We start from the raw sequence: 24044 nt of genomic DNA, 5'->3' as shown, positions 1-24044 counted from the left end.
CGTCGCAGCGCCTGGGTGAGGACCTTGCGGGAGATGCGGCCGATGAGGTCGACGAGCTCGCCGTGGCCACGGCGAAGCCGTCCTCGAGGCTCAGGAAGCCAGGTAGGCCTCGATCGCCGCCGCGATGGCGGACGCGTACTGCTGGCGTCCCTCCGCGCTGGTCATCCGGGCCGCTTCCGCCGCGTTGCGCATGTTCCCGCACTCGACGAGCACCGCCGGCCGCGTCGAGAGGTTCAGCCCGCCGAGGTCCGAGCGCGCCGAAAGGCCGTTGCCGCCGATGTAGTTCGACGTGCTGAAGCTGCCCGACCGCATCGTGTCCCGGACGACCTGCGCGAGCCGCGTCGAAGGCTCGCCCTGCGCGGCGTTCAACGGCGGCGACGAATACGCGACGTGGAAGCCGTTGGCCCCGGCCGCGGTCGAGCCGTCGGCGTGGATGGAGACGACGGCGTCGGCGCTCGCCTCGTTGCCGATCGCGGCCCGGCGGTCGACGCAGGGCCCGACGCCGGTGTCGTCCGGTCGCGTGTAGACGACCCGGATTCCCTTGCTCGCCAACGCTTTTCCGACCCGCTGCGAGACGTCCCAGGTGAACTCGTGCTCGGGGTAGCCGGCGTTGGTGGCGGTGCCGGTCGTGTTGCACGGCTTCCGCTGGCCGCGCCCGGCGGGAACCTGCCGGTTGATCTCCGCCGGGTGCGAACCGTTCCCGCCGTTGTGGCCGGGGTCGAGCACGACGACCTTCCCGGACGCGACCGGCGGCGCGGCGGCCGAGGACGGCGGCAGCGAAGGCGACGGGGACGGCGTCACGGTCGTCGGCGTTGGCGTCACCGTCCGGGTGGTCACGGGAGCGGGCGCCGGAGCCGCCGGGGTGTCTTCTTCGCAGCCGGTGAGCAGCAGGGCACCGGCCAGCAGGAGGGGGGCAATCGCGCGTCGCACGGCGACCACGGTGCCACAGCCCGGCACCCGGCGTGGCGCGACTACCCTGGTGGATGACACAGGCGTGCAGAGAGGACCGAGTGCGATCATGGTGCAACCCGGCGGCGGCTTCGACATTTCCCAGCTGATGCAGCAGGCCCAGCAGATGCAGCAGAAGCTCGTCGAGGCCCAGGAAGAGCTCGCCAACACCGAGGTCACCGGCACGGCCGGTGGCGGGCTGGTCACCGCGACCGTCTCCGGTGACAGCCAGCTGAAGAGCCTCCAGATCGATCCGAAGGTGGTCGACCCGGACGACGTCGAGACGCTGTCCGACCTGATCGTGGCGGCGGTCCGCGACGCGTCGGCGAGCGCGCAGAAGCTCACCGAGCAGAAGCTCGGCCCGCTGGCCGGCGGCCTCGGCGGTGGTGGCGGGATGCCGGACCTCGGCGCCCTCGGCTTCGGCGGCTGACGAACTTGTACGAAGGTGTCGTCCAGGACCTGATCGACGAGCTCGGGCGGCTGCCCGGGGTCGGGCCGAAGAGCGCCCAGCGGATCGCGTTCCACCTGCTGGCCGCGGACCCGGCGGACATCTCGCGGTTGCAGGACGTCCTCGGCAAGGTCAAGGAAGGCGTGCAGTTCTGCGAGGTGTGCGGCAACGTCTCCGAGCAGCAGAGGTGCCGCATCTGCCGCGACGAGCGCCGCGACCTCACGGTGATCTGCGTGGTCGAGGAGCCGAAGGACGTCCTGGCGGTCGAGCGCACGCGCGAGTTCAAGGGCCGCTACCACGTCCTGGGCGGCGCGCTCGACCCGCTGTCGGGCATCGGCCCGGAGCAGCTCCGGATGCGCGAGCTGCTCAAGCGCATCGGCGAGGCCGACATCAGCGAGATCATCATCGCGACGGACCCCAACACGGAGGGCGAAGCGACGGCGACGTACCTGGTGCGGATGCTGCGGGACTTCCCGGGCCTGAGCGTGACGCGCTTGGCGTCGGGGCTGCCGATGGGCGGTGACCTGGAGTTCGCGGACGAGCTGACGCTGGGTCGCGCGCTCTCGGGCCGCCGGGCGCTCTAACCCGCGTCGAAGCGGCGCAGGTCGTACAGGTCCATCAGCCTGATCACCTTGTTCGCGTACTCCGGGTCGGTGGCGTACTTGCGTGCCACCGCCCGGACGAACGCGTCGGGATCCGAACGCACCGGCAACGCCGCCGCGTAATTCGGCGAAGTCGTCAACAGCCGCCCGTAATCACGGAATGAGTCCTCGACCGAGGCGTACGAGCGGAAAAACGCATCCACCGGATGACACGGCGACGGAATGCACTCCGTGGTCGGGTACCGCGCGCAGCTCAAGGCCAGCGGTCCCGGGCTCGTCGGCGTCACGCACTTGAAGCCGAAGTGGTTCAGCTCGGCCGTCGACAGCTTGCTGCGGCCCCAGTTCGACTCCAGGATCGACTGCGCCACCGTCACCGAGGCCGGGATGTCGTACGTCGCGTGGATCGCGCGGGCGATCGGGCCCGCCACGCCGACGTACGACTCCTGGTAACCCGCGTCCAGCGCCGCCGAACGAACCGAGGCCTGGTCGATGGGCGGCGTCACCAGCAGCAGGGCTGCCAGTCCGATGTGGATCATGGCGACACGGTTCCCGATCCGTCCCGGACCGGAAACCGGCTGTCACCCGAAAGGGACTCAGCAGTAGCCGAGCTGCGCCAGCGTGTCCACGACGATCTCGGACGGGTGGTACTTGTCCATCCAGGACTCGCCGCGGCGGTTCTGGTACGTGTCGAGGAAGTTCTGCAGCTTGTCGCCGCGCATTTCCGTCAGCACGACCGTCTCGCCGAGGTGCTGCGGCGTCTCCGTGCGCTCGCGGTGCACCGCGCAGGGGAGGCCGAGGTAGTAGCACTCCGCCGAAAGACCACCCGAGTCGGTGACGACGTACTCGGCGCGCGCCACCAGCGGCAGGAACTTCAGGTAGCGCATCTTCGGCTGGACGATGAACTGGTCGTCGAAGATGTTCCCGATGCCCAGCGCGCGGATCTTCTCGCGTTCCGGTGCCCCGGCCATGTACAGGATCGGCATCTGCCGGCTCTGCTCGCGCAGGATCTCCAGCGCCTCGCGGTACTTGTCCGGGCGCGAGACCAGCTCGAAGCGGTGCAGCGTGGCCAGGCCGAACTTCTCCGGCAGGTCCGGCACGTCCAGCGGCTGGTTGATGGCCAGGCGCATCGCGTCGATCGCCGTGTTCGCCTCGGTGTCGACGACGACGCCGCGGGCGTGGCGCAGGTTGTTCACCTCACGCGCGCTCGGCGCGAAGTGGATGTCGACGATCTTCGCCGCGATCTTGCGGTTGAGCTCTTCCGGCAGCGGCGACAGGATGCTGCCCGACCGCGCGCCCGCCTCGACGTGCCCGACGCGGGACTTGAGGATCCGCTTCCCGATCAGCGAGCCGTACGGCGTGGTGAACGTGTCGCCGTGCACCAGCACCAGCGGGGGACGGCCGTCCTCGGTCAGCGCGGCGCGCAGCTCGTGGCGGCGGCTCCAGGCGGTGCGCATGACCTGCGCGGCCCAGCCCGGCACCTGCGCCGGCGACTCGAGGTTGTGCGCCTTTTCCTCCGGCACCAGCCAGACGTCCGGCGCGGGCATGTCGAGGTCCGCGAGGACGTCCGCGACCTCGTCGACGTGCTGCGCGGTGAACCAGATCTTCGGCCGCACCCCGCGATCGCGGATCCCGTGGTAGACCGGCGCGATCTTGATCAGTTCCGCGGTGGTGCCGAGAATGAAGGAAATCACCGTGAAAGCCCATTTCTGGTCGGGTGCGGTTGCGTAAGGATACTGGCCGACCCATCGCGGGGGCCGCCGGGTAGCCTCGGCCCGGTGAGTGCGAACCCGCTCCTCCCCTCGCTCAGCGTCGTGATCCCGGTCTACAACGAGCAGGACTGGATCGAACGCAGTGTCGGCGCGCTGCTCGCCTCCGCGACGGAGGCCAGCTGGCCGATCGAGGTCGTCGTCGTCGACGACGGCAGCACGGACGCCACCCCCGCGCGGCTCGACGAGCTGCGCGAACGCCACGGCATCACCGTGCTCAGCCAAGCCAATTCCGGCCGCTTCGAGGCCCGGCGGGCGGGTATCGCCAAGGCCTCCGGGAACCAGCTCCTCCTGCTCGACAGCCGCGTGGTGGTGGACACCGGCGCGCTGACGTTCCTGCGCGACCAGCTGGTCGACCACCCCGAGCGGACGGTCTGGAACGGGCACGTCAACGTCGACTCCGAGGACAACCCGTACGCCGGCTTCATGGCCGGGCTGGTGAAGATCCCCTGGCGCCGGTACTGCGCGAATCCGCGCCTGATGTCCTTCGGCATCGAAGAGTTCGACCTGTTCCCGAAGGGCACCGGTTTCTTTTCCGCGCCGCGCGCGGTTCTCGAATCGGCGTCGGACGCTTTCGTATCGCTGTTCGACGACGTCCGCTTCGCCAGTGACGACACCGGTGTCCTGCGCTGGATCGCCGAACGGCACCGCATCTTCCTGGCCCCGGAGTTCTCCGCGACCTACCACGGGCGCGAGAGCTTCAAGAAGTTCGCCGCCCAGGCGTACTTCCGCGGGACGACCTTCGTGGACTCCTACCTCGGCTCGCCGGGCCCGGCCCGCACCGGCCTGTTCGCCGCGTTCGGCGTCGGCCTGCTCGGCCTCGGCATCGCGGTCAAGCGCCCGAAGACGGCCGTCGCGCTGGCCGCCGCCGGGTCGGCCGCGGCCGGGATGGCCGTGACGCGCTTCGGCGCGACGAACGCGGAGGCCAAGGCCGTCGCGAAGCTGGCCCCGGTGTTCGGTGCCGGGTTCGGCGCCGGTGCCGTCCGCGGCCTCGTGATGGCGCTGCGTGCCCGCCGGCGGCGGGGCTGATGAGCTCGCCGATGACCGAGGAAGCCGACGGGCGCAGCCTGGCGAAGGAGACCGGGCGCTCGGCCGGGAAGATCGGCGTCTCGCTGCTCGTCGCGATCGCGCTCGGCTACGTGCTGACGCTGGTCGCGACCCGCTGGCTCGGGCCGGAGAACAGCAAGGTCTACCTCTCGTTCTGGGGCATCCTGATGGGCCTCGGCAGCGCGCTGTCGCCGCTGGAGCAGGAGCTGTCCCGCCAGTCCGCGGTGGCCGCGCTCGACGGCGGCAAGGCAGGCAAGCCCGCGCTGCGCGCCCTGACCGTCGGCGCGGTGACCGTCGCCGTGGTCGCGGCGCTGACGATGGCCGTGCCGGTGCTGTCGGACCGGCTCTACGGGGGCAACACCGCCCTCGGCGTCATCGTGCTGTGCGGGGCGATCTCGTTCGCCTGCCAGTTCGCCGCCCGCGGCCTGCTCGTCGGGCAGCAGCGGATCAAGCCGTACGCGGGGCTGGTCGTCGCCGAAGCCGCGGTCCGGGTGCTCGTGCTGCTCGGGATCGCCGCGGCCGGGCTCACCGGCGTGACGTCGTTCGCGATCGCGGCCGCCACCGGCTCGTTCGCCTGGCTGCTGTTCGTCAAGCCGGTCACCGGACTGATCGACCCGCACGCCGACGGCGAGGGCTGGGGGCCGGTGACCGGCCGGATCCTCGTCCTGCTGACCGGCGCCGCGCTCACCGCGAGCGTCATCACCGGCTACCCGGCGATGGTGAGCCTGCTCGCGCCCGGCGGGTCCGTGGCCGGCGTCGGCGTCCTCTTCGCGACGCTCACCGTGTCGCGGGTGCCGCTGCTGCTGCTCTCCCCGCTGCAGGCGCTCGCCGTCCCGACGGTGGTCCGGCTCTCGGGCACCGAAGAGGGGCAGCACCGGCTGCGGAAGCTGCTCGCGGCCGGCGCGCTCGGCACGATCGTCCTCGGTGTGGTCGGCGCGCTGGTCGGCTGGCTGATCGGGCCGTGGCTGGTCTCGCTGCTCTACGGCTCGGGCTTCGTCGCCCAGGGCTGGTGGGTGGCGTGGATGGTGTGGGGTGCGGTGCTGCTCACGGCGTTGCAGCTGATGACGGCCGTGCTCGTGGCCCGCAAGGAGGCGAGCAAGGTGCTCGTCACCTGGGCCGTCGTCGCGGTCGCCACCGCGGCGACACTGCTGCTCGTGCCGGGTGACCCGATCCTCAAGGCGGTCGCCGGGCTGGCCGGGGGGCCCACGCTGGGTCTCGTGGTCGTGTTGATGTTCGTTCTGCGGCGTCCGGGCAACGTGCGGCCCGCTCCGGACGTCCCAGTAGGGTGACCCCGGCCGGAACCCGGGACAGGATCGGCGGGAAGACGCCGGTGAGGTTGGACAGCGGAAAACCATGAACGTACTTCTGGTCGTGCTCGCCTTCTGGCTGCCGGGCCTCGTCTTCGGGGCCGCGATCCGGCTGCGTGGCTGGCTGCTCGCCGCGGCCGCGCCCATCCTGACGTTCGGCATCGTCAGCCTCGGCGTGCCGGTGCTCGGCGGCCTCGGCATCCGCTGGACGATGCTCGACGTCGTCCTGTGGACGCTCGTGCTCTCCATCGCCGGCTTCGGGCTGGCGTTCGCCGTCGCGCGCTTCACCGCGCGGCGTCACCCGGACTGGGCCGAGAAGGACGCCGCCGCGGCGGCCCCCGCCCGGTCCGTGCGCGAGCACCTGCTGATCGGCGCCGGCGTCCTGGCCGGCAGCCTCGTCGGCATCGTCACGTTCCTGCGCGGCGCCCGCGGCCTCAACCAGGTCCAGCAGGGCTGGGACGCGCCGTTCCACGCCAACCTGGTGCGCTGGATCGCCGAGCACGGTGACGCCCGGCCGTCGACCGTCGGCACCATCGCGAACCTGCCGGACCAGACGAACTACTTCTACCCGGACACCTACCACGCCCTGCTCGCGCTGGTCTTCGACAAGGCCGGCCTGGCGATGATGCCGACGCTGAACATGGGCGCGCTCACGGTGATCCTGTGCGTGCCGATCGGCGTCGCGGCGATGTGCCACGTGTGGCGGATGCCGGCGCTCGCGGTCGCCGCGGCCGCGGCGGTGACGGCGTCGTTCACCAACTTCCCGTACGACTCGCTGTGGCGCGGCCCGCTCTGGCCGTACGTCGCCGGCGTCGCGCTGATCCCGGCGATGCTCGCGCTCGCCCGCCTGCTGCTGGAGCCGCGCGGGGTCGCCGGCCCGGTCGCGATCGGCATCGGCGTCGCCGGCCTGATCGGCCTGCACACCAGCGTCGCGTTCGTCGTCGTCGTGTACTTCCTGCTGATCCTGCTCGCCGTCCTCTTCCGGTTCGAGCGGATCGACTGGCGCCGGTCCGGGGCCTCGCTCGGGGCCACGATCGCGCTCGCCGTCCTCTGCGGGCTGCCGCTCGCGTTGCCTTCGCTGTACAACGCCGGCGGGGTGACGGGCGCGTCCTGGGCGTCGCAGGCCACCGTCACCGGCGGGCTCGGCGAAACGATCACGTTCTCGCCGATGGCGGCGTTCCCGCAGTGGTGGATCGGCGTGCCGGCCCTCATCGGCATCTTCCTGCTGGTGAAACACCGCCGGATGCTGTGGATGGTCGCCGCCTACGTCGTGTTCGGCGGCCTGTTCGCGGCCACCGTGTCGCTGGAGACGCCGCTCATCCACACGCTCACCGGCATCTTCTACAACGACCACTGGCGGATCGGCGCGCTGGTCCCGCTGGCCGGGGCGGTCGCGTTCGGTGAGTTCACCGACACCGCGGCCCGCTGGTTCGGGCGCAAGGCCGGCACCCGGCTGCCGAACGTCCGGCCGGCGACGCTCACCACCGTCGGCGTCGTGCTGCTGATCGTCGTCGTGGGCGGGCTGAGCCGCGGCGGGTACATCGGCCGCAACGCCGCCCGCCTGCAGATCAACTACAGCGGTGGCCCGACGGTCAGCGATGACGAGCGCCAGGCGTTCAACTGGCTCGGCGCGCACGTCGCGCCCGGCGAGCACGTGATGAACGGCAAGGCCGACGGCTCGGTCTGGATGTACGCGCTCGACGGCGTCCAGCCGGTCGAATGGACCTTCTACGGCGCCGAGCCGGACACCCCGACCGGCTACCTCAGCCTCTACCTCGACGACATCGACGAGTTCCCGCACGTGCGGGAACTGCTCACCGACCTCAAGGTGCGCTACGTCTTCGTCGGCAAGGGCAAGGTCACGTCGGAGACGAACAGCGGACCCGGCCTGAGCCACCTCGACACCACGCCCGGCTTCAAGGTCGTGTTCCAGAACCCCGGCTCCACCGTCTACGAGATCGAGGGCCAGCAGGGCGTTGTCGCAGCTGGTGCCGCTCCAGGGTCCGCGGCCGGTAACGGGCAGTGAAAGGCTAGAGTGATCGCGTGTCCAGCACCTCCGTGACCAGCCGCCGTGTGCTCATCGTGATGCCCGCGCTGAACGAGTCCGCGAGCGTCGCTTCGGTCATCGAGCAGGTGAAACGCGCCCTGCCGGGCGGTGACCTGCTGGTCGTCGACGACGGTTCGGTCGACGACACCGCCAAGCTCGCCCGCGCGGCGGGGGCCGAAGTGGCCCGGCTCGCGGTGAACCTGGGCGTCGGTGGCGCGATGCGCACCGGCTTCCGCTACGCCGCCGCCCGCGGGTACGACGTGGTCGTGCAGGTGGACGCGGACGGCCAGCACGATCCCGACGAGCTCGACGCGCTGCTGCGCGGCCTGGACGACGCGGACATCGTGATCGGCTCCCGGTTCGCCGGCAAGGGCTCGTACAAGGCGAGCGGGCCGCGCAAGTACGCGATGGTCGCGCTCTCGCTCGTTTTCTCGCGGCTGGGAAAGACCAAGCTCACCGACGTCACGTCGGGGTTCAAGGCGATGGGGCCGCGCGCGATCCGGCTGTTCGCCGGCTACTACCCGGCGGAGTACCTCGGGGACACCGTGGAGTCGCTGGTGATGGCCATCCGGGCCAAGCTGACCATCAAGGAGATCCCGGTCGTCATGCGGGAGCGCGCGGGCGGCACGCCCAGCCACTCACCCGTCAAGTCGGCCGTCTACCTGGGCCGCGCCGGGCTCGCGCTGCTGCTGGCGCTCGTGCGCCGCCGGCCCGCGGTCGACTCCTCCGACTCGGCGTAAGGGGAACTGAAATGGCCGGTTGGCGCATCCTCAGCATCGTCGTCGCCTGCGTTGTGCTGTTCGTCGTCCTCGAGATGATGCGGCGGCGGAAGCTGCGCGAGAAGTACGCGGGCGTGTGGCTCGTCGTCGCGGTCGGCGTCGTCGTCCTCGCGGTGCTGCCGCAGGCGGCCGACTTCCTCGCCAAGCACACCGGTGTGCAGACGCCGTCGAACTTCGTCTTCCTCCTCGCCGGCGTCGTGCTGGCGCTGGTGTCGCTGCACCTGTCCACCGAGGTCGGGCACCTGGAGGAAGAGGTGCGCACGTCGGTCGAGGAGACCGCGCTGCTGCGCTGCGAACTCGAGGACGCCAAGCGCGAGCTGGCGGGCCGGATCGCCGAGCTGGAGGCGCGGACCACCGCGCCGGACGACGTCAAAGGGCTTCCCGAGGTCGAGCGCGTCAGCAAGTGACCGGGTGATCGAAGCCCTGCTTTCCGCTCCCGCCCGGTTGGGGGCGGTGCGCCTGCTGGCCGTCGACGGCCCGTCGGGCGCGGGGAAGTCCACACTGGCCGCTCGGATCGTCGCCGGACTGCGTGCGCGCGGGTGCCGGACCGAGCTGGTGAGCACCGACGCCTTCGCGACGTGGGACGACCCGGTTTCGTGGTGGCCACAGCTGGCCGGTGGTGTCCTGCGGCCCTTGGCGAACGGTGTCGAAGGTGCTTACCGGCGCATGGACTGGTCCACCGGGGCACCCCGGCCGGGGGAACTCGTCCGGGTGGTGCTGCCGGAAGTCCTGGTGCTGGAGGGTGTCTCGTGCGGCCGGACTTCGGTAAGACCCCTGCTTTCGCACCTCTGCTGGCTCTCCGGGGGTTCCGACGAGGAACGGCTGGCCCGGGCCGTGACGCGCGACGGCGAGGCTGCCCGGGCCGAACTGGGCCGCTGGCAACGGTTCGAGCGCGGCTGGTTCGCCGTCGACGGCACCCCCGCGGCCGCCGGTACCCGACTTTCGTCGGAAACCGTGTCGTCACCGTGCGTCAACGGCCCACTCCGGATCGATCAAGGTAAGCCACTCGGGTCACCACGACCGGGCTAACGTTGGTACCGCCATCTGAGTTAGTGATCCGGCGCCGGGCGGAGTGCTCCGCCACAAATGGTCACAGTCTGTCGTGATTTCCGGACACATTGCGGTCAAATCGACGCCCACGTAGCGCGATCGTAACCTCACGTGCTTAAGTGCGAGCCGAGTTCCCGCTAGTGTCGGCGAGCACACCGATCGTCCGGGGTGTTCCTGACCGACCGGACGGTGACTTAAAAACCCGAACATCTCCCAAGGGGTGCCAGATGCAGCAATTGCGGCTGACCCGAACACGCCGCGTGGCCCTGATCGGGCTCACCGGCGCGCTCGCGGTTTCGCTGTCCGCGTGTGCGGATTCGAAGCGTGACGAGGGCGCTGGAGGTGGTACCGGAGGCACGATGATCTTCGGTGCCGCCGGAAACCCGAAGATGTTCGACCCGGCGTTCAACGACGAGGGCGAGACCTTCCGGATCACGCGGCAGATCTACGACACGCTGATCCAGAACAAGCCGGGCACCGCCGACCTCGAGCCCTCTCTCGCCGAGAAGTGGGAGTCGAGCAACGAGGGCAAGACCTGGACGTTCACCCTCAAGTCCGGCGTGAAGTTCTCCGACGGCACCCCGATGGACGCCACGGCGGTCTGCTTCAACTTCAACCGCTGGTACAACATGAAGGGCGCCGCCGCCCAGAGCCAGATGATCTACTACGGCGACGTCTTCGAGGGCTTCGCCAAGAACGAGGGCGACGCGAGCGGCGACCCGGTCTTCAAGAGCTGCGAGGCGAAGGACCCGGCGACCGCGGTCCTCAACCTGAACAAGGCCAAGGGCGCGTTCCCGTCGGCGTTCACGCTGCCGTCGTTCTCGATCGAGAGCCCGACCGCGCTCAAGCAGTACAACGCGGACACGGTCACCCAGAGCGGCGACTCGTTCACCTACAGCGAGTACGCGAACAAGCACCCGGTCGGCACCGGCCCGTTCAAGTTCGAGAGCTGGGACCAGGCCAAGGGTGAGATCACCCTGGTGCGCAACGACACCAGCCCGTCGCCCGCGAAGCTCGACAAGCTGATCTTCAAGGTCATCCCGGACGAGAACGCCCGCAAGCAGGCGCTCAAGGCCGGCGACATCAACGGCTACGACTACCCGAGCCCGGCGGACTACGGCCTGCTGCGCAACGACGGCGAGCAGGTGCTCATCCGCCCGTCGTTCAACGTGCTGTACCTGGGCATCAACCAGGCCAACAACCCGAAGCTCAAGGACGTCAAGGTCCGCCAGGCGCTGGCCTACGGCATCAACCGCGAGCAGTTCGTGAAGTCGAAGCTGGCCGAGGGTTCCGAGGTCGCGACCGAGTTCGTCCCGAAGGTCATCTCGGGCTACACCGACGACGTCACGAAGTACCCGTACGACCAGGAGAAGGCGAAGCAGCTTCTCAAGGAGGCCGGCGCGGAGGGCTTGACGCTCAAGTTCTACTACCCGACCGAGGTCAGCCGTCCGTACATGCCGAACCCGGCGGACACCTTCACCGCGATCTCCGAGGACCTCAAGAAGATCGGCGTCAACATCGAGGCCCACGCCGAGCCGTGGAACGGTGGCTACAAGGACGACGTGCAGAAGGCCGGCAAGCAGGACCTCCACCTGCTCGGCTGGACCGGTGACTACAACGACGCCGGCAACTTCGTCGGCACGTTCTTCGGCCGCAAGAAGGCGGAGTTCGGGTTCGACAACCCGCAGCTCTTCTCGGCCCTGAGCGCGGCGGACGCTTCGCCCGCCGGTGACGCCCACGCCAAGGCGTACCAGGAAGTCAACAAGCAGGTCATGGACTTCCTGCCGGCGATCCCGATCGCCTACCCGACCCCGGCGATCGTGGTCGGCCCGAAGGTCAAGGGTCTGGTGGCGAGCCCGCTCACCGACGAGCGTTTCAACACCGTGACCGTGAGCTGACGAAGGAATTCAGCCAAAGGCAGGGGGTGGGTGCTACCGCACCCACCCCCTGCGCCTGATCCCGGGCTGGCAACAAAGGACTGCAAGTGCTCCGTTTCCTCGTGCGTCGGCTGCTACAAGCGATCCCGACGCTCTTCATCCTGTCCATCCTGGTCTTCGCCTGGCTCCGGTCCCTGCCCGGCGGTCCCGCCGCCGCCCTGCTGGGTGACAAGGCGACGCCGGAGAAGATCGCCAACCTCAACCACGTGCTCGGCCTCGACCAGCCGATCTTCGTGCAGTACTTCGGATTCCTCGGCCGGGCCCTCACCGGCGACTTCGGCAACTCCCTGGTGTCGACCCAGCCCGTGATGGGCGAGATCGTCACCTTCCTGCCGGCGACCATCGAGCTCGGCATGACCGCGATGATCATCGCGGTCATCATCGGCATCCCGGCCGGTTATCTGTCCGCGCGGTACCGCGGCGGAGCGGTCGACAACGTGGTCATCGTGCTGAGCCTCATCGGCGTCGCGGTGCCGGTGTTCTTCCTCGGCTACATGATGCAGGACATCCTGGCCGCGCCGCTGGGCCTGCCGTCGCAGGGCAGGCAGGCCGCGGGCCTCGACGCCACGGCGATCACGAACTTCGCCATCCTCGACGGCATCATGACGGGCGAGTGGGACGCCGTCTGGGACGCGATCAAGCACCTGATCCTGCCCGCGTTCGCCCTCGCCACCATCCCGCTCGCGGTGATCACCCGGATCACCCGCGCGTCGGTGCTGGACGTCCTCAACGAGGACTTCGTCCGCACGGCCAACTCCAAGGGCCTGACGCAGCAGGTGGTGCGCACCCGGCACGTCCTGCGCAACGGCCTGCTGCCGGTGGTCACGACGATCGGACTCCAGACCGGCGCCCTGCTCGGCGGCGCCGTGCTGACCGAGCGGGTGTTCAACTTCCGAGGCCTCGGTTTCCTGCTGGCCGAAGGGATCGAACGGCGTGACTACCCCCGGCTGCAGGCGCTGCTGCTGTTCGGGGCCGTGGTGTACGTCCTGGTGAACATGCTGGTCGACGTCTCGTACGGGATCATCGACCCGAGGGTGCGTGTGCGATGAACACTCTGCTGAACAAGAAGAAGGAACCGATCGACAAGCTCGCCGCGGCGAGCGGCCGCAGCCTCGGCGGGGATGCCCTCCGCCGGATGCTGCGCAGCCCGGTCGCGATCACCGGTGGCGTCATCACCGGCCTGTTCCTCATCGTCGCGATCTTCGCGCCCCTGCTGGAACCGAAGGACCCGGACGTCCACTACCTCGGCGACCAGATCCGCCCGAACTTCATCCCGGGTGCGCAGAGCGGGTTCCCGCTCGGCGTGGACGACTTCGGCCGCGACTTCCTGTCGCGACTGATCGCCGGTGCCCAGCAGACGCTGATCGTCGGCGTGCTCGCCACGATCGTCGGCGTGCTGATCGGCATCATCATCGGTGGTCTGGCCGGCGCGTTCGGCGGCTGGGTCGACACCGTCCTCATGCGACTGGTCGACGTCATGCTGTCGTTCCCGTCGCTGCTGCTGGCCATTTCGATCGCGGCGCTGTTCGCGAAGCCGAGCCAGTGGACGGTCATCCTGGCCGTGTCGATGATCGGCGTGCCGATCTTCGCCCGGCTGCTGCGCGGTTCCATGCTGACCCAACGGGACGCCGACCACGTGCTGGCGGCGACGTCACTGGGCGTCAAGCGCGGGACGATCGTGTTCCGGCACATACTGCCGAACTCGCTCGGCCCGGTCATCGTTCAGGCGACCCTCACGTTGGCCACTTCGATCCTGGAGGCCGCGGCGCTGTCGTTCCTCGGTCTGGGCGACCCGGACCCGTCGCGGGCGGAGTGGGGACTGATGCTGGGCAAGGCCTCGCACCAGTTCCTCGACGTCCGTCCCGAGCTCGCGTACTACCCGGCGATCGCGATCATCATCGTGGCGCTCGGGTTCACGCTGGTCGGCGAGTCCCTCCGTGAAGCCCTCGACCCGAAGAACAGGCGGTGAGCACCCATGGCACTCCTTGAAGTCCGTGACCTGACGGTCAACTTCGTCCGCCGTGGCGAGCGGCCGTTCGCCGCCGTCGACGGGGTCAGTTTCGACGTCGAGCCGGGCCAGACCGTCGGCCTGGTCGGCGAGTCCGGCTGCGGCAAGTCCGTGACGTCGCTGGCGATCATGCGGCTGCTGGCCCGGCGCGGCAACAAGGTCAGCGGTTCGGTGCGCTTCGAAGGCACCGACCTGCTCAAGCTGTCCGACAAGGACATGCGCGACCGCCGCGGCCGCGACCTCGGCATGGTGTTCCAGGACCCGCTGTCCTCGCTGAACCCGGTCATCCCGATCGGGCTGCAGATCACCGAGGTGCTGGAACGCCACCGCGGGATGTCGCGCAAGGCGGCGTCCCTCGAAGCGACGGACCTGCTGGACAAGGTCGGCATCCCGGACCCGTCACGACGGCTTTCCGAGTACCCGCACCAGCTTTCCGGCGGGATGCGGCAGCGCGCGCTGATCGCGATCGCGCTGGCGTGCCGGCCGCGGCTGCTCATCGCCGACGAGCCGACCACCGCGCTGGACGTCACCATCCAGGCGCAGATCCTGGCGCTGCTGCGGGAACTGGTGCAGGACACCGGCACCGCGCTGATCATGATCACGCACGACCTCGGCGTGGTCGCCGGGCTCTGCGACGAGGTCAACGTGCTCTACGGTGGCAAGATCGTCGAGCGGGCGCAGCGGCACCAGCTGTTCGGCGAGCCGCGGCACCCGTACACGCACGGCCTGCTGGCCTCGATCCCGCGCCTCGACGCGGGCCGCGGCGAAAAGCTGGTCCCCATCCGGGGTTCGGTGGCCGACAACATCCCGTGGGACGGCGGCTGCGCGTTCGCGCCCCGCTGCCCCAACGCGCTGCCGGTCTGCCGCGAGGTCTCGCCGCAGCTGGTGCCCGACCACGGCGGGCTGCTGCGCTGTCACAACCCCGTGCGGCCCGCGGTCGCGGCGGGAGGAGGAACCCGATGACCCGTCCCGGTGGTGACGTGCTGCTCGAGGTCACCGACCTCAAGGTGCACTTCCCGATCAAGAGCGGCGTGGTGTTCGACCGGACGGTCGGGCACGTGTTCGCGGTCGACGGCGTCGACCTGGCCATCCGCCGCGGCGAGACCTACGGCCTGGTGGGCGAGTCCGGCTGCGGCAAGTCCACTTTGGGCCGGGCGATCCTGCGGCTGAACGAGCCGACGGCCGGTTCGGTGAAGTTCGACGGCACCGACGTCGCGAAGCTCAAGGGAGAGGAACTGCGGAAGGCCCGGCGCCGGATGCAGATGATCTTCCAGGACCCGATGTCCAGTTTGGACCCACGGCAGTCCGTCGAGTCGATTCTGCTCGAGGGCATGCACGCGCACGGCCTCGACAAGGACAAGGACGCCGCCCAGCGTCGGCTGCGCCAGCTGCTGGCGGCGGTCGGCCTGCCGGAGACGTCGCTGCGGAAGTACCCGCACGAGTTCTCGGGCGGACAGCGCCAGCGCATCGGCATCGCGCGGGCGCTGGCCGTGGAGCCGGACCTGATCGTCGCCGACGAGCCGGTGTCCGCATTGGACGTTTCGGTGCAGGCCCAGGTGGTGAACCTGCTGGAGGACCTGCAGGACCAGCTCGGCCTGACCTACCTGGTGATCGCGCACGACCTCGCGGTGGTGCGGCACATCTCCGACCGCATCGGCGTGATGTACCTGGGCGCGCTGGTCGAGGAGACCGACGCGGACTCGCTGTACCGGGACCCGCTGCACCCGTACACGCGGGCGCTGCTGTCGGCGATTCCGGTGCCGGACCCGCAGGTCGAGGACACCCGCGAGCAGATCCTGCTCGCCGGTGACCTGCCTTCGCCGGCGAACCCGCCGTCGGGCTGCCGCTTCCACACGCGCTGCCCGTGGAAGCAGGCGAGCCTGTGCGACACGGACCGCCCGCAGCTGCGGGAGATCGGCGACGGTCACCGGGTGGCGTGCCACTACGCGGAGGACATCCGCGACGGGCGCATCCAGCCGCACGAGGTGGAGCCGGAGCTGATCGAGCTCACCGGGGCGCTGAATCCCGACCTGGGCCCGCCGGACGTCGGGACGTCCGCCGAGATCCTCTGAGGTCTGTTCGGGGACCGGCCGGGGTGCACTCCCCGGCCGGCCCCTTTTTCACGGCTTGAGGTCGAGCGCGGCGCTCATCGTGGCGTCCATGTAGAACGGCGTCGAGTCGTGCACGTGGGTGATCCGCCACCGGCCGTCATGCTTGCGGAACCCGAGGGTGGAACGGAACCACAGCTCGAACGGCTGGGGCATGCCCTTCGGCGTCGTCGAGAGCCGGTTGAGGGCGTGGCTGAAGGCGACGTCGCCGCCGACGGTGACTTCGAGGTCGCGGACCTCGTACTCGATCGGGCCGTCGAAGCCCGCGAACCAGGCCTTGCGGGCCTCGACGTCTTCGCCGTGGTGCACGAGCGGCGGGGCCAGGGTGAACGCGCGGACGTCCGGTGCGGACTGCCCGGCGAGGGCTTCGGCGTCACGCTCGGTCATGGCCTTCGTGCGGGCCGCCACCAGTTCGCGAATCCGCTTGTCGTCCTGCTCGGTCATGCCATCCTCCTGTGAGTCGGTGCTTCGGATGGGACGTAGGCGCCGCCACGCGGATTTCGACATCGACCGGGAGGCGTTCGTGAAATACGTGGTCCTGATCTACGGCAACCCCGAGTCCCGCACGGCCTGGGCGGGCATGAGCGACGAGCAGCGGGCCGCCGGGCTCGCCTACTACCAGCAGCTCAACGACGACCTCGACGCGTCCGGCGAGCGCGTCGTCTCCGAGCGGCTCGCTTTCCCCGAGCTCACGACGCGGGTCAGCGTCGGCGAGCGCGGCACGACGACGACCGACGGCCCGTTCGCCGAAGCCAAGGAGTTCCTCGCCGGCTTCTACCTGCTCGAGTGCGAGAGCCGCGAACGCGCCGTCGAGATCGCCGCGCGGATCCCCGAAGCCGCGTTCGGGGTGGTCGAAGTGCGGCCGGTGATGGGGCTGCACGGGCCGGAGCTGTGACTCCGGATCTGCTGCGCTCGCTCGCGCCCGAGGTCCTGGCGGCCCTGGTCTGGCGGTACGGCGATTTCGAGGCTTGCGAGGACGCCGTCCAGGAGGCGCTGCTGGCGGCGTCGCAGCAGTGGCCGGCCGACGGCGTGCCCGACCACCCGAAGGGGTGGCTGATCACGACGGCGTCCCGGCGGCGCATCGAGCAGTGGCGCAGCGAGACGGCCCGTCGCCGGCGCGAAGAGGCGGTGGCGCTGGCCTCGCTGCCGGAGCCGGAGCCGGTCGCCGTCGACGACACGCTGACGTTGCTGCTGCTGTGCTGCCACCCGGAGCTTTCCCGGCCTTCGCAAGTGGCTTTGACGCTGCGCGCGGTCGGCGGCCTGACGACGGCGGAGATCGCCCGGGCGTTCCTCGTCCCGGAGGCCACGATCGGCCAGCGCATCAGCCGCGCGAAGCAGAAGCTCCGCGGCGAACGCCTCACCCGTGGCGGTGGTCCGGAGCGGCTGGCGGCCGTGTTGCAGGTGCTGTACCTGATCTACACGGAGGGCCACACGGCCAGCTCGGGCGACGCGCTCAACCGCGTCGACCTGACGACCGAGGCGATCCGCCTGACCCGCCGGCTGCGCGCGGAACTCCCGGACGACGGCGAGGTCACCGGCTTGCTGGCCCTGATGCTCCTGACGGACGCCCGCCGCCCGGCCCGCGTCTCTCCGTCGGGCGCGCTGGTCCCGCTGGCCGACCAGGACCGGAGCCGGTGGAACCCCCAGCTCATCGAGGAGGGTGTCTCGCTGATCACGGTCGCTTTGTCGACGGCACCGGTGGGGCCATACCAGCTCCAGGCGGCGATAGCGGCGGTCCACGACGAGGCCCCGACGGCCGCCGAGACGGACTGGGCCCAGATCCTCACGCTGTACGACCTGCTGCGGGTGGTGGCGCCGGGGCCGATGGTGACGTTGAACCGGGTGGTGGCGTTCGCGCAGGTCAACGGGCCCGAGGCGGGGTTGGCGGAGCTGGCGGGCGCCGAGGTGGTGGAGCATCACCGGGTGGACGCGGTCCGGGCGCATCTGTTGGAGCTGTCCGGTGACGTCGCCAGGGCGCGGGAGGCTTACTTGGCCGCGGCTCGGCGGACGTTGAGCCTGCCTGAGCAGGCTTATTTGGAGTCGCAGGCTGCGAAGTTGGCGCCCTGACCGGTTTCGTGGGGATCCCCGGCTCGCCGGGACTTGGCCTGGTCGGGGCTTGGGCTATCGGTACTTGGGTCTCGCAGGCGCCAATGCCGATTCTGGTGCGCTCAACGCACCAAAAGAGGCATTGGGCTCCCGACCGCATCGACCCGGCCCCGCATCGACCCGGCCCCGCCGGGACCCCGCCCTTCCCTGGGGGGCGTGCCCACGTCCAGTCTATCGGCGACCACCGACCGAACCCGCCGTTCAACCCCCACCCACGAAAGTTGTCCACATGGGGGTGAACCCTGTGGATAACTCCTCGAGGGCTCCGGCGTCGTCATCAACACCATCGGCGCCCGATCCGGAACCCGAACCGGTGAACCAGTTCGCCGACTCGACTGACCCCGCCTTAAGTCGTACCCCTGCCAATACCTGAGTAGGCCGCCCCGAGCGCGTCACCCCCGGTACTCTGCGGAAAGCAGATTCACCGGACAGCAGGGGGTACGGGCAGTGCACATCGACCAATGGCTGGAGGCGATCCCGCCGCTCTCGGTGTACCTGATCGTCGGCGCGGTGATCATGATCGAGAGCCTGGGCATTCCGCTGCCCGGCGAGATCGTGCTGGTCAGCGCGGCTTTGCTGGCTTCGCAGCACAGCAACCTGAGTCCGTTGTGGATCGGCATCCTGGCCAGCGCCGGCGCCATCATCGGCGACAGCATCGGCTATCTGATCGGCAAGACCGGTGGTCAACGGCTGTTCGCCTGGGCCGGCCGGAAATTCCCGAAGCATTTCGGCCCGACGCACCTCGCCAACGCCGAACGGATCTTCGACAAACGCGGTGTGTGGGCCGTCTTCCTCGGCCGGTTCATCGCGTTCCTGCGCATCCTCGCCGGCCCGCTCGCCGGGTCGCTCAAGATGCACTACCCGAAATTCCTGCTCGCGAACGCGGCCGGCGGCATCGTGTGGGCGGGCGGCACCACGGCCCTCGTCTACTACCTCGGCGTCGTCGCCGAAGAGTGGCTCGGCAACTTCTCCAAGTACGGCCTGGTCCTCGCGATCGTCATCGGCGTCGTCGTCTTCTTCGTCATGAAGAAGCGTCTCGGCCGCAAGCACGAAAGCGAAGAAGAGACGCCGAAGCAGGAAGAGACGGCGGCCTAGACCGCGACGAGCTCCGGCTTCCGCGCCGGCCGCAGCGACCCCAGCAGCACGCCGCCGATCACGACCAGCGCCGCGACGATCTCCAGCACCGTCGGCCGCTCGCCGAGGATCGCGAACGACGCCGTCAGCCCGACCACCGGCACGAGCAGCGAGAACGGCGAGACCACGCCCGCCGGGTTGCGCCGCATCAGCGTCGTCCACAGGCCGGATCCGACCACGGTGCCGATCAGCACGACGTAGGTCAGCCCGCCCAGCGCGGTCAGCCCGGTCGGCGTCCCCAGCGTCGTCAGCGATCGCCACTGCGCGGCCGGACCCTCCATGACCAGCGACAACGCGAACATGGGCAGCGGCGGCACCACCGACATCCACAGCGTGAAGTGCAGCGGGTTGTCCGGCTCGGCCTTGCGCGTGCTGAGGTTGCCGAACGCCCAGCTCAGCGCGGCCAGCAGCGTCAGGACCATCGGCAACAGGGCCGCGTGCCCGGACTGCTGCCACGCGATCGCGACCATCCCGGCGACGGCCAGCGCGATGCCGGCCAGCTGGTGCGGCGTGACGCGTTCGCGCAGGAAGACGGCGCCGAGCAGCACCGTGAACGGCGCCGACGCCTGCAGCACCAGCGACGCGAGCCCGGTCGGCATCCCGGTGTCCATCGCGATGAACAGGAACGCGAACTGCCCGGTGCCGAAGCCGAGGCCGTAGCCGAGCAGGTGCCGCACCTTCACCCTCGGCCACGGCACGAACAGGATCGTCGGCACGGCGATGACGGCGAACCGCAGCGCGCCCGCGAACACCGGCGGGAACTGGCCGAGCGTGGCGTGGATGGCGAGGAAGTTCAGGCCCCAGAGGACGGCGACGAGCACGGCGAGCAGGCGGTCACGGGTGGGCATGCCTCCACTGTGACAACGGCGATCGTGAAGGACCAGCGAGAATATCTGCAGGGACCGTTTAGCCGTCCTTCAAGAAAAAAGCCGTGACCTGGGCCGTTCGGTGGAGATGACGTCTTGGGCCTTGCTCACCGGCCGGTGCGGTATTGCCCGCGATGTCCGGATCCGGCAACGATGGGCGTCCGCTGACGACTGGGAGATTCCGATGCTGCGAGGCGTACTGCCGCTGACCGGGTTCGCGGCGCTGACGGCGGCGCTCGACGTCTTCGCCGGCAACCAGCTGGAACAGCTCCGCCCGGCGACCGTCGCGGCGGTGTCGTTCACCCTCGCCGCCGTGTTCTTCCTCGGGTTCGCGCTGCTGCGGGACGGCGCGGCCGTGACGTTCCGTCCGCTGCGCGAGCTGCGCCGAGACGTCGTCATGATCAACGTGACGACCGCGGCGACCTGGCTGTCGATGCTCTTCGCGCTGCGCTACCTCGAACCGGCGGTGGTGAACGTCGTCGGCATCGCGCTCGGCCCGGTGCTGACCCTCGCGTTCAACCCGTTGCTGCGCAAGGGAACCGCGATCCTCCGCGCGGAGACGTGGGTGGCGGTCGGGATCGGCGTGCTGATCGCGCTGCTCGTCTGGGGTTCGTTCACCGGCCACAGTGGACTAGACCGGACGTCCGGCGAGACGCTCATCGGGGTGGCGCTCGTGCTCGTCACGGGCGTCGGCTCGGTGACGAACGTGATCTACTCGAAGCGGCTGAGCGACGCCGAGCTGCCGCCTCGGCGGGTGCTCGCCGTGCGGTTCTTCCTCATCCTGGCGATGACCTGGGCGCTCGTCGCGGTCGACGACGCGCCGGGGTTCGGGGCGGCGTTCGGGCCGTCCGCGCTGATCGCCCTGCTCGGGGTCGCGTTGCCGCTCTACCTGCTGCAGGTGGGGATCCGGCGGACCGAGCCGATCACCGCGTCGATCCTGCTGACGCTCTCGCCGCTGTTCGCGTACGTGATGCAGCTGGCCGACAACCGCCTGACGCCGTCGGTGCTCACCCTCGGCTGCGTGGCGGGGATCGTCGCGCTCGTCGGTGCCGGGACGGTCGCACGGCTGCGCCACGACCGTGAAGCCGCGGCCGTCGAAAGCGTCACCACCGTGTAGCGCCGCTTCAACTACGCTGGGGCCGTGGATCTGGGTCGCCTGCGCACGCTGCGGGAGTTCGCCGACCGCGGGAGCGTGACGGCGGCCGCGCGGGCGCTGCACTGCACGCCGTCCGCGGTTTCGCAGCAGCTGCGCGCCCTGCAGGGCGAGGTCGGCCTGCCGCTCACCGAACCGGCCGGGCGGGGGCTGCGCCTGACCGACGCCGGCCGCGCGCTGGTCGCCCGCGCCGACGAGGTGCTTGCCGCGCTCGAACGCGCGGAGTCCGAACTGGACACCTACCGCAGCGCCCCGCGCGGCCGCGTGCGGATCGCGATCTTCCAGTCGGCCGGGCTGATGCTGCTGCCCGGCCTGCTGAGCCGCGTCGCCGGGTACGAGGGCCTGGAGGTCGACGTCCGCGACGTCGACATGACGCCACCCGAGGTGCCCGGCCTGGTCGCGGACTACGACATCGTCGTGGCGCACCGGGACGAGCACGCGCCGGAGTTCGACTCCGGCCGCCTCGACGTCGTGCCGCTGCTGCGCGAGCCGCTCGACGTCGCGCTCCCGGCCGGGCACCGCCTGGCGAACCGGCGCCGCGTCGAGCTGGCGGAGCTGGCCGACGAACGCTGGATCAGCGTCGACTTCGGCTTCCCGGTGGACGACGTGCTGCGCTCCCTGACCATCCGCACCGGCGTGCGGCCGGTGGTGGTGCAGCGGATCAACGACTTCCGGATCACCGAACGGCTGGTCGCGGCCGGGCACGGGATCGCGCTGCTGCCGCGGTACACCATGAACACCGGGCGCGGGCGCGGCCTGGTCGCGCGGCCGCTGGCCGGGATCCGCGCGGCCCGGCTGGTGGAGGCAGTCTGCCGCACCGGCGCGCTGCAGCGCCCGGCCGTGGCCAAGGTGATCGAGGAACTGCGCGCGGAGATCGCCCAGCTCACGACCTGAAGCCGCGCAGGTAGGCGAGCGCGATCCGCAGCGCGTCCTCCAACGCCGTGAGGTCGTGCCGGATGTGCGCTATGAGCAGTCCACCTTGGACGGACGTCATCGCCGCCTGGGCCAGCCGGGCCGGGTCGGCGTCGGGAGCCAGCTCTCCCTTGTCCTGCAACGTCTTCAGGCCGCGCACCAGATGGGACTCCCAGTTCCGGTACGCCTGGTCGACCAGTGGTGCGAGCTTCGGGTTGTCGCCCACCTCGCCGGCGAGGTTGCCCAGCGGGCAGGCGATCGGCCCGCCCGCCCGGCGGTGGACGTCCAGCAGTTGCTCGGTCCACGTCTCGAGGTCCGCCCAGGAAGTCAGCTCGAAGATCGCGGGCTGGTTGCCGAGGATCTGCTCGAGGTAGCGGTCGATCACGGCCTCGACCAGCTGATCCTTGTTCTTGAAGTAGTGGTACATCTGCGATTTCCCGGCCCCGCTCGCGGCGAGCACCTTGTCGACGCTCGTGCCCGCGACGCCGTCGACGTACATCAGCTGGGCCGCGGCGTCGACGATCGCGTCCCGCGTCCGCTTGCCGCGCGGGGTCGAGGCCGCCGCTTGCGTCTCCATGTACCGAATAGTACAGTCAGTCTCACTGTACCGATCAGTACAACAAGCTAGGGGGATCGACGATGCTCAACAACGCGTTGACCGGAGTGAACGACCACCTCCGGGGTGTGCTGCCGCCGGAGGTCTTCGACGTCCTCGAAGCGGACCGCCGCCGAGCCGCCGGGACGAAGTTCGCCGAAGCGGGCGACAAGATCGAGGACTTCACGCTGCCCGGGGCCGATGGTGCGCCGGCGAGCCTGGGTGAGCTGGTCGCGGACGGGCCGGCGGTGCTCGTGTTCTACCGCGGCCAGTGGTGCCCGTACTGCAACCTGACCCTGCGCACCTACCAGCAGGAAGTCGTGCCCGAGCTGACGGCGCTGGGTGCGACCCTGGCGGCGATCAGTCCCCAGCGGCCGGACGGCTCACTGCCGGTGGCGGAGCTGGAGTTCCCCGTGCTTTCGGACGCCGGCAGCACCGTCGCGCGGGGGCTTGGGCTGAGCTACCCGGTCTCCGCCCCGGTGCGCGAGGCCATGGAGGCGCTCGGCACGGACCTCGAGCAGGTCAACGGCACCTGGGAGCTGGTCCACCCGGCGGTCGTCGTGGTCGACCAGGACCGGGTGCTCCGCTTCGCCGACGTCCACCCGGACTTCACGACGCGCACCGAGCCGGCGCAGATCCTCGAAGCGGTCAAATCGCTCTAGCCGACCGCTTCACGCCGTAGGTGATCACCGAACCCAGGACCAGGGCCACGCCGAGGGAGAGCAGCAGGCTGATCCCGGGTTCGGTGATGATCTGGCCGCCCGCGTAGCCGAGGAAGGCCACGTACGACGTCCAGAGCGTGACGCCGACGGCCGACGCGGTGAAGAACTCCGCCATCGGCCACCGCAGGGACCCGGCGAGCAGGGCACCGACCGTCCCGCCCGACGGCAGCCAGCGGGCGACCACCAGCACCGGCCGGGGGTGGCGCTGCAGCCGCCCGTCGAGCCAGCCGATGCCGGCGGCGAGCTTCTTCCGCCGGCTCAGCCGGTCCAGCGCCGCCCGGCCACCGAACCGGCCGAGGGCGTAGAGCGCCTGGTCGGACACCAGGCACCCGGCACTCGACACGGCGATCACCAGTGCCAGCGACGTCCCGCCCTGCGCCGCCGCGACACCCATCCCGAGGATCGTCACCTCGGTGGGCAGCAGGGGCACGAGCGAGACGACGAACAGCACCAGCAGTCCCGTCGTAGTCGCGTCCACACCTCCATTAACCGCCTGCCCGGGGCCGGTG

26 protein-coding genes are annotated in these 24044 nt (G+C 70.1%); 19 read left to right on the top strand and 7 right to left on the bottom strand.

All coding sequences use genetic code 11. The features are described from left to right. Positions 1–90: 90 nt before the first annotated feature. Positions 91–939 (bottom strand): N-acetylmuramoyl-L-alanine amidase, encoded by an 849-nt coding sequence (locus AB0N03_RS31060; RefSeq protein WP_364378781.1) that lies wholly within the window; start codon positions 937–939, stop codon positions 91–93. A gap of 79 nt (positions 940–1018) precedes the next feature. Between AB0N03_RS31060 and AB0N03_RS31055 the strand changes: the two genes are divergently transcribed. Both AB0N03_RS31055 and recR read left to right on the top strand, forming a co-directional pair. Continuing rightward, the gene (locus AB0N03_RS31055) at positions 1019–1378 is read left to right on the top strand and encodes a YbaB/EbfC family nucleoid-associated protein (protein ID WP_155549341.1); all 360 of its coding nucleotides are present in this window, start codon (positions 1019–1021) and stop codon (positions 1376–1378) included. A 5-nt stretch (positions 1379–1383) separates the two neighbouring features. After that, positions 1384–1980 (top strand): recombination mediator RecR, encoded by a 597-nt coding sequence (recR, locus tag AB0N03_RS31050; protein ID WP_364378778.1) that lies wholly within the window; start codon positions 1384–1386, stop codon positions 1978–1980. On the opposite strand, the gene AB0N03_RS31045 is transcribed toward recR, so the two are convergent. Together AB0N03_RS31045 and AB0N03_RS31040 are read right to left on the bottom strand one after the other, a co-directional pair. Further along, complete coding sequence (locus AB0N03_RS31045) at positions 1977–2534, bottom strand: glucosaminidase domain-containing protein (RefSeq protein WP_364378775.1); 558 nt, start codon at positions 2532–2534, stop codon at positions 1977–1979. The genes recR and AB0N03_RS31045 overlap by 4 nt on opposite strands. Positions 2535–2591: 57 nt before the next feature. Next, positions 2592–3689 (bottom strand): UDP-N-acetylglucosamine 2-epimerase, encoded by a 1098-nt coding sequence (locus AB0N03_RS31040; protein ID WP_364378772.1) that lies wholly within the window; start codon positions 3687–3689, stop codon positions 2592–2594. An 84-nt stretch (positions 3690–3773) separates the two neighbouring features. On the opposite strand from AB0N03_RS31040, the gene AB0N03_RS31035 reads away from it, so the two are divergent. The 11 genes from AB0N03_RS31035 to AB0N03_RS30985 all read left to right on the top strand — a co-directional run bounded on the left by AB0N03_RS31035 (position 3774) and on the right by AB0N03_RS30985 (position 16011). After that, positions 3774–4793 (top strand): glycosyltransferase, encoded by a 1020-nt coding sequence (locus AB0N03_RS31035; protein ID WP_364378770.1) that lies wholly within the window; start codon positions 3774–3776, stop codon positions 4791–4793. Positions 4794–4804: 11 nt separating this feature from the next. Then, positions 4805–6100: a hypothetical protein gene (locus AB0N03_RS31030; RefSeq protein ID WP_364378768.1), complete on the top strand. Its 1296-nt coding sequence runs from the start codon at positions 4805–4807 to the stop codon at positions 6098–6100. Positions 6101–6164: 64 nt separating this feature from the next. Further along, the gene (locus AB0N03_RS31025; RefSeq protein ID WP_364378765.1) at positions 6165–8144 is read left to right on the top strand and encodes a DUF6541 family protein; all 1980 of its coding nucleotides are present in this window, start codon (positions 6165–6167) and stop codon (positions 8142–8144) included. Between the two features lie 17 nt (positions 8145–8161). Continuing rightward, positions 8162–8905, top strand: a complete 744-nt coding sequence (locus AB0N03_RS31020; RefSeq protein ID WP_364378762.1) for a glycosyltransferase family 2 protein — start codon at positions 8162–8164, stop codon at positions 8903–8905. 11 nt (positions 8906–8916) lie between these two features. Next, entirely contained in the window at positions 8917–9351 is a 435-nt protein-coding gene (locus AB0N03_RS31015) for a DUF2304 domain-containing protein (protein ID WP_364378759.1), read from the top strand. 37 nt (positions 9352–9388) lie between these two features. Continuing rightward, the gene (locus AB0N03_RS31010) at positions 9389–9973 is read left to right on the top strand and encodes a uridine kinase (protein ID WP_364378984.1); all 585 of its coding nucleotides are present in this window, start codon (positions 9389–9391) and stop codon (positions 9971–9973) included. Between the two features lie 248 nt (positions 9974–10221). After that, positions 10222–11892, top strand: a complete 1671-nt coding sequence (locus AB0N03_RS31005) for an ABC transporter substrate-binding protein (RefSeq protein WP_364378756.1) — start codon at positions 10222–10224, stop codon at positions 11890–11892. A gap of 86 nt (positions 11893–11978) precedes the next feature. After that, on the top strand, positions 11979–12980 hold the full coding sequence (locus AB0N03_RS31000; RefSeq protein ID WP_364378754.1) for an ABC transporter permease: 1002 nt from the start codon (positions 11979–11981) through the stop codon (positions 12978–12980). Then, entirely contained in the window at positions 12977–13900 is a 924-nt protein-coding gene (locus tag AB0N03_RS30995) for an ABC transporter permease (protein ID WP_364378751.1), read from the top strand. Before AB0N03_RS31000 ends, AB0N03_RS30995 begins: the two co-directional genes overlap by 4 nt. 6 nt (positions 13901–13906) lie before the next feature. Then, positions 13907–14902 carry an ABC transporter ATP-binding protein gene (locus AB0N03_RS30990; protein WP_364378748.1) on the top strand — a complete coding sequence of 332 codons (996 nt, stop codon included), beginning with the start codon at positions 13907–13909 and terminating at the stop codon, positions 14900–14902. Then, on the top strand, positions 14899–16011 hold the full coding sequence (locus tag AB0N03_RS30985) for an oligopeptide/dipeptide ABC transporter ATP-binding protein (protein WP_364378745.1): 1113 nt from the start codon (positions 14899–14901) through the stop codon (positions 16009–16011). The genes AB0N03_RS30990 and AB0N03_RS30985 overlap by 4 nt, the downstream gene beginning before the upstream one ends. Positions 16012–16059: 48 nt before the next feature. On the opposite strand, the gene AB0N03_RS30980 is transcribed toward AB0N03_RS30985, so the two are convergent. After that, complete coding sequence (locus AB0N03_RS30980; protein WP_364378743.1) at positions 16060–16491, bottom strand: nuclear transport factor 2 family protein; 432 nt, start codon at positions 16489–16491, stop codon at positions 16060–16062. Positions 16492–16570: 79 nt separating this feature from the next. On the opposite strand from AB0N03_RS30980, the gene AB0N03_RS30975 reads away from it, so the two are divergent. From AB0N03_RS30975 to AB0N03_RS30965, 3 genes are all read left to right on the top strand, one after another. Further along, the gene (locus tag AB0N03_RS30975; RefSeq protein WP_364378740.1) at positions 16571–16942 is read left to right on the top strand and encodes a YciI family protein; all 372 of its coding nucleotides are present in this window, start codon (positions 16571–16573) and stop codon (positions 16940–16942) included. Next, positions 16939–18114 carry a DUF6596 domain-containing protein gene (locus AB0N03_RS30970; RefSeq protein WP_364378737.1) on the top strand — a complete coding sequence of 392 codons (1176 nt, stop codon included), beginning with the start codon at positions 16939–16941 and terminating at the stop codon, positions 18112–18114. Before AB0N03_RS30975 ends, AB0N03_RS30970 begins: the two co-directional genes overlap by 4 nt. 486 nt (positions 18115–18600) lie before the next feature. Further along, a complete protein-coding gene (locus AB0N03_RS30965) occupies positions 18601–19248 on the top strand; it encodes a DedA family protein (protein WP_364378734.1) in 648 nt (215 codons plus the stop codon). On the opposite strand, the gene AB0N03_RS30960 is transcribed toward AB0N03_RS30965, so the two are convergent. Further along, positions 19245–20135, bottom strand: a complete 891-nt coding sequence (locus tag AB0N03_RS30960) for an EamA family transporter (protein ID WP_364378731.1) — start codon at positions 20133–20135, stop codon at positions 19245–19247. The genes AB0N03_RS30965 and AB0N03_RS30960 overlap by 4 nt on opposite strands. A gap of 202 nt (positions 20136–20337) precedes the next feature. On the opposite strand from AB0N03_RS30960, the gene AB0N03_RS30955 reads away from it, so the two are divergent. Together AB0N03_RS30955 and AB0N03_RS30950 are read left to right on the top strand one after the other, a co-directional pair. Beyond that, positions 20338–21270 (top strand): EamA family transporter, encoded by a 933-nt coding sequence (locus tag AB0N03_RS30955; RefSeq protein WP_364378729.1) that lies wholly within the window; start codon positions 20338–20340, stop codon positions 21268–21270. 24 nt (positions 21271–21294) lie between these two features. Then, positions 21295–22200: a LysR family transcriptional regulator gene (locus tag AB0N03_RS30950; protein WP_364378726.1), complete on the top strand. Its 906-nt coding sequence runs from the start codon at positions 21295–21297 to the stop codon at positions 22198–22200. Here the strand turns inward: AB0N03_RS30950 and AB0N03_RS30945 are convergent. Beyond that, positions 22190–22795, bottom strand: a complete 606-nt coding sequence (locus AB0N03_RS30945; RefSeq protein WP_364378723.1) for a TetR/AcrR family transcriptional regulator — start codon at positions 22793–22795, stop codon at positions 22190–22192. The genes AB0N03_RS30950 and AB0N03_RS30945 overlap by 11 nt on opposite strands. A 62-nt stretch (positions 22796–22857) precedes the next feature. On the opposite strand from AB0N03_RS30945, the gene AB0N03_RS30940 reads away from it, so the two are divergent. Next, the gene (locus AB0N03_RS30940; RefSeq protein WP_364378720.1) at positions 22858–23475 is read left to right on the top strand and encodes a peroxiredoxin-like family protein; all 618 of its coding nucleotides are present in this window, start codon (positions 22858–22860) and stop codon (positions 23473–23475) included. Here the strand turns inward: AB0N03_RS30940 and AB0N03_RS30935 are convergent. Further along, the gene (locus tag AB0N03_RS30935) at positions 23462–24013 is read right to left on the bottom strand and encodes a DedA family protein (protein ID WP_364378717.1); all 552 of its coding nucleotides are present in this window, start codon (positions 24011–24013) and stop codon (positions 23462–23464) included. The genes AB0N03_RS30940 and AB0N03_RS30935 overlap by 14 nt on opposite strands. Between the last annotated feature and the right edge of the window lie 31 nt (positions 24014–24044).

The sequence above is a fragment of the Amycolatopsis sp. NPDC051061 genome, assembly GCF_040682935.1.
Taxonomy (GTDB): domain Bacteria; phylum Actinomycetota; class Actinomycetes; order Mycobacteriales; family Pseudonocardiaceae; genus Amycolatopsis.
This window is presented reverse-complemented; position numbering and strand designations above follow the sequence as displayed.

Excerpts from the sequence above, each read along its gene's own strand:
- AB0N03_RS30940 (WP_364378720.1), top strand. The coding sequence starts at position 22,858 with ATGCTCAACAACGCGTTGACCGGAGTGAACGACCACCTCCGGGGTGTG.
- AB0N03_RS30960 (WP_364378731.1), bottom strand. The coding sequence starts at position 20,135 with ATGCCCACCCGTGACCGCCTGCTCGCCGTGCTCGTCGCCGTCCTCTGG.
- AB0N03_RS31025 (WP_364378765.1), top strand. The coding sequence starts at position 6,165 with ATGAACGTACTTCTGGTCGTGCTCGCCTTCTGGCTGCCGGGCCTCGTC.
- AB0N03_RS31015 (WP_364378759.1), top strand. The coding sequence starts at position 8,917 with ATGGCCGGTTGGCGCATCCTCAGCATCGTCGTCGCCTGCGTTGTGCTG.
- AB0N03_RS30980 (WP_364378743.1), bottom strand. The coding sequence starts at position 16,491 with ATGACCGAGCAGGACGACAAGCGGATTCGCGAACTGGTGGCGGCCCGC.
- AB0N03_RS30985 (WP_364378745.1), top strand. The coding sequence starts at position 14,899 with ATGACCCGTCCCGGTGGTGACGTGCTGCTCGAGGTCACCGACCTCAAG.
- AB0N03_RS30995 (WP_364378751.1), top strand. The coding sequence starts at position 12,977 with ATGAACACTCTGCTGAACAAGAAGAAGGAACCGATCGACAAGCTCGCC.
- AB0N03_RS30955 (WP_364378729.1), top strand. The coding sequence starts at position 20,338 with ATGCTGCGAGGCGTACTGCCGCTGACCGGGTTCGCGGCGCTGACGGCG.
- AB0N03_RS30945 (WP_364378723.1), bottom strand. The coding sequence starts at position 22,795 with ATGGAGACGCAAGCGGCGGCCTCGACCCCGCGCGGCAAGCGGACGCGG.
- AB0N03_RS31030 (WP_364378768.1), top strand. The coding sequence starts at position 4,805 with ATGACCGAGGAAGCCGACGGGCGCAGCCTGGCGAAGGAGACCGGGCGC.
- AB0N03_RS31055 (WP_155549341.1), top strand. The coding sequence starts at position 1,019 with ATGGTGCAACCCGGCGGCGGCTTCGACATTTCCCAGCTGATGCAGCAG.
- AB0N03_RS31005 (WP_364378756.1), top strand. The coding sequence starts at position 10,222 with ATGCAGCAATTGCGGCTGACCCGAACACGCCGCGTGGCCCTGATCGGG.
- AB0N03_RS30990 (WP_364378748.1), top strand. The coding sequence starts at position 13,907 with ATGGCACTCCTTGAAGTCCGTGACCTGACGGTCAACTTCGTCCGCCGT.
- AB0N03_RS31045 (WP_364378775.1), bottom strand. The coding sequence starts at position 2,534 with ATGATCCACATCGGACTGGCAGCCCTGCTGCTGGTGACGCCGCCCATC.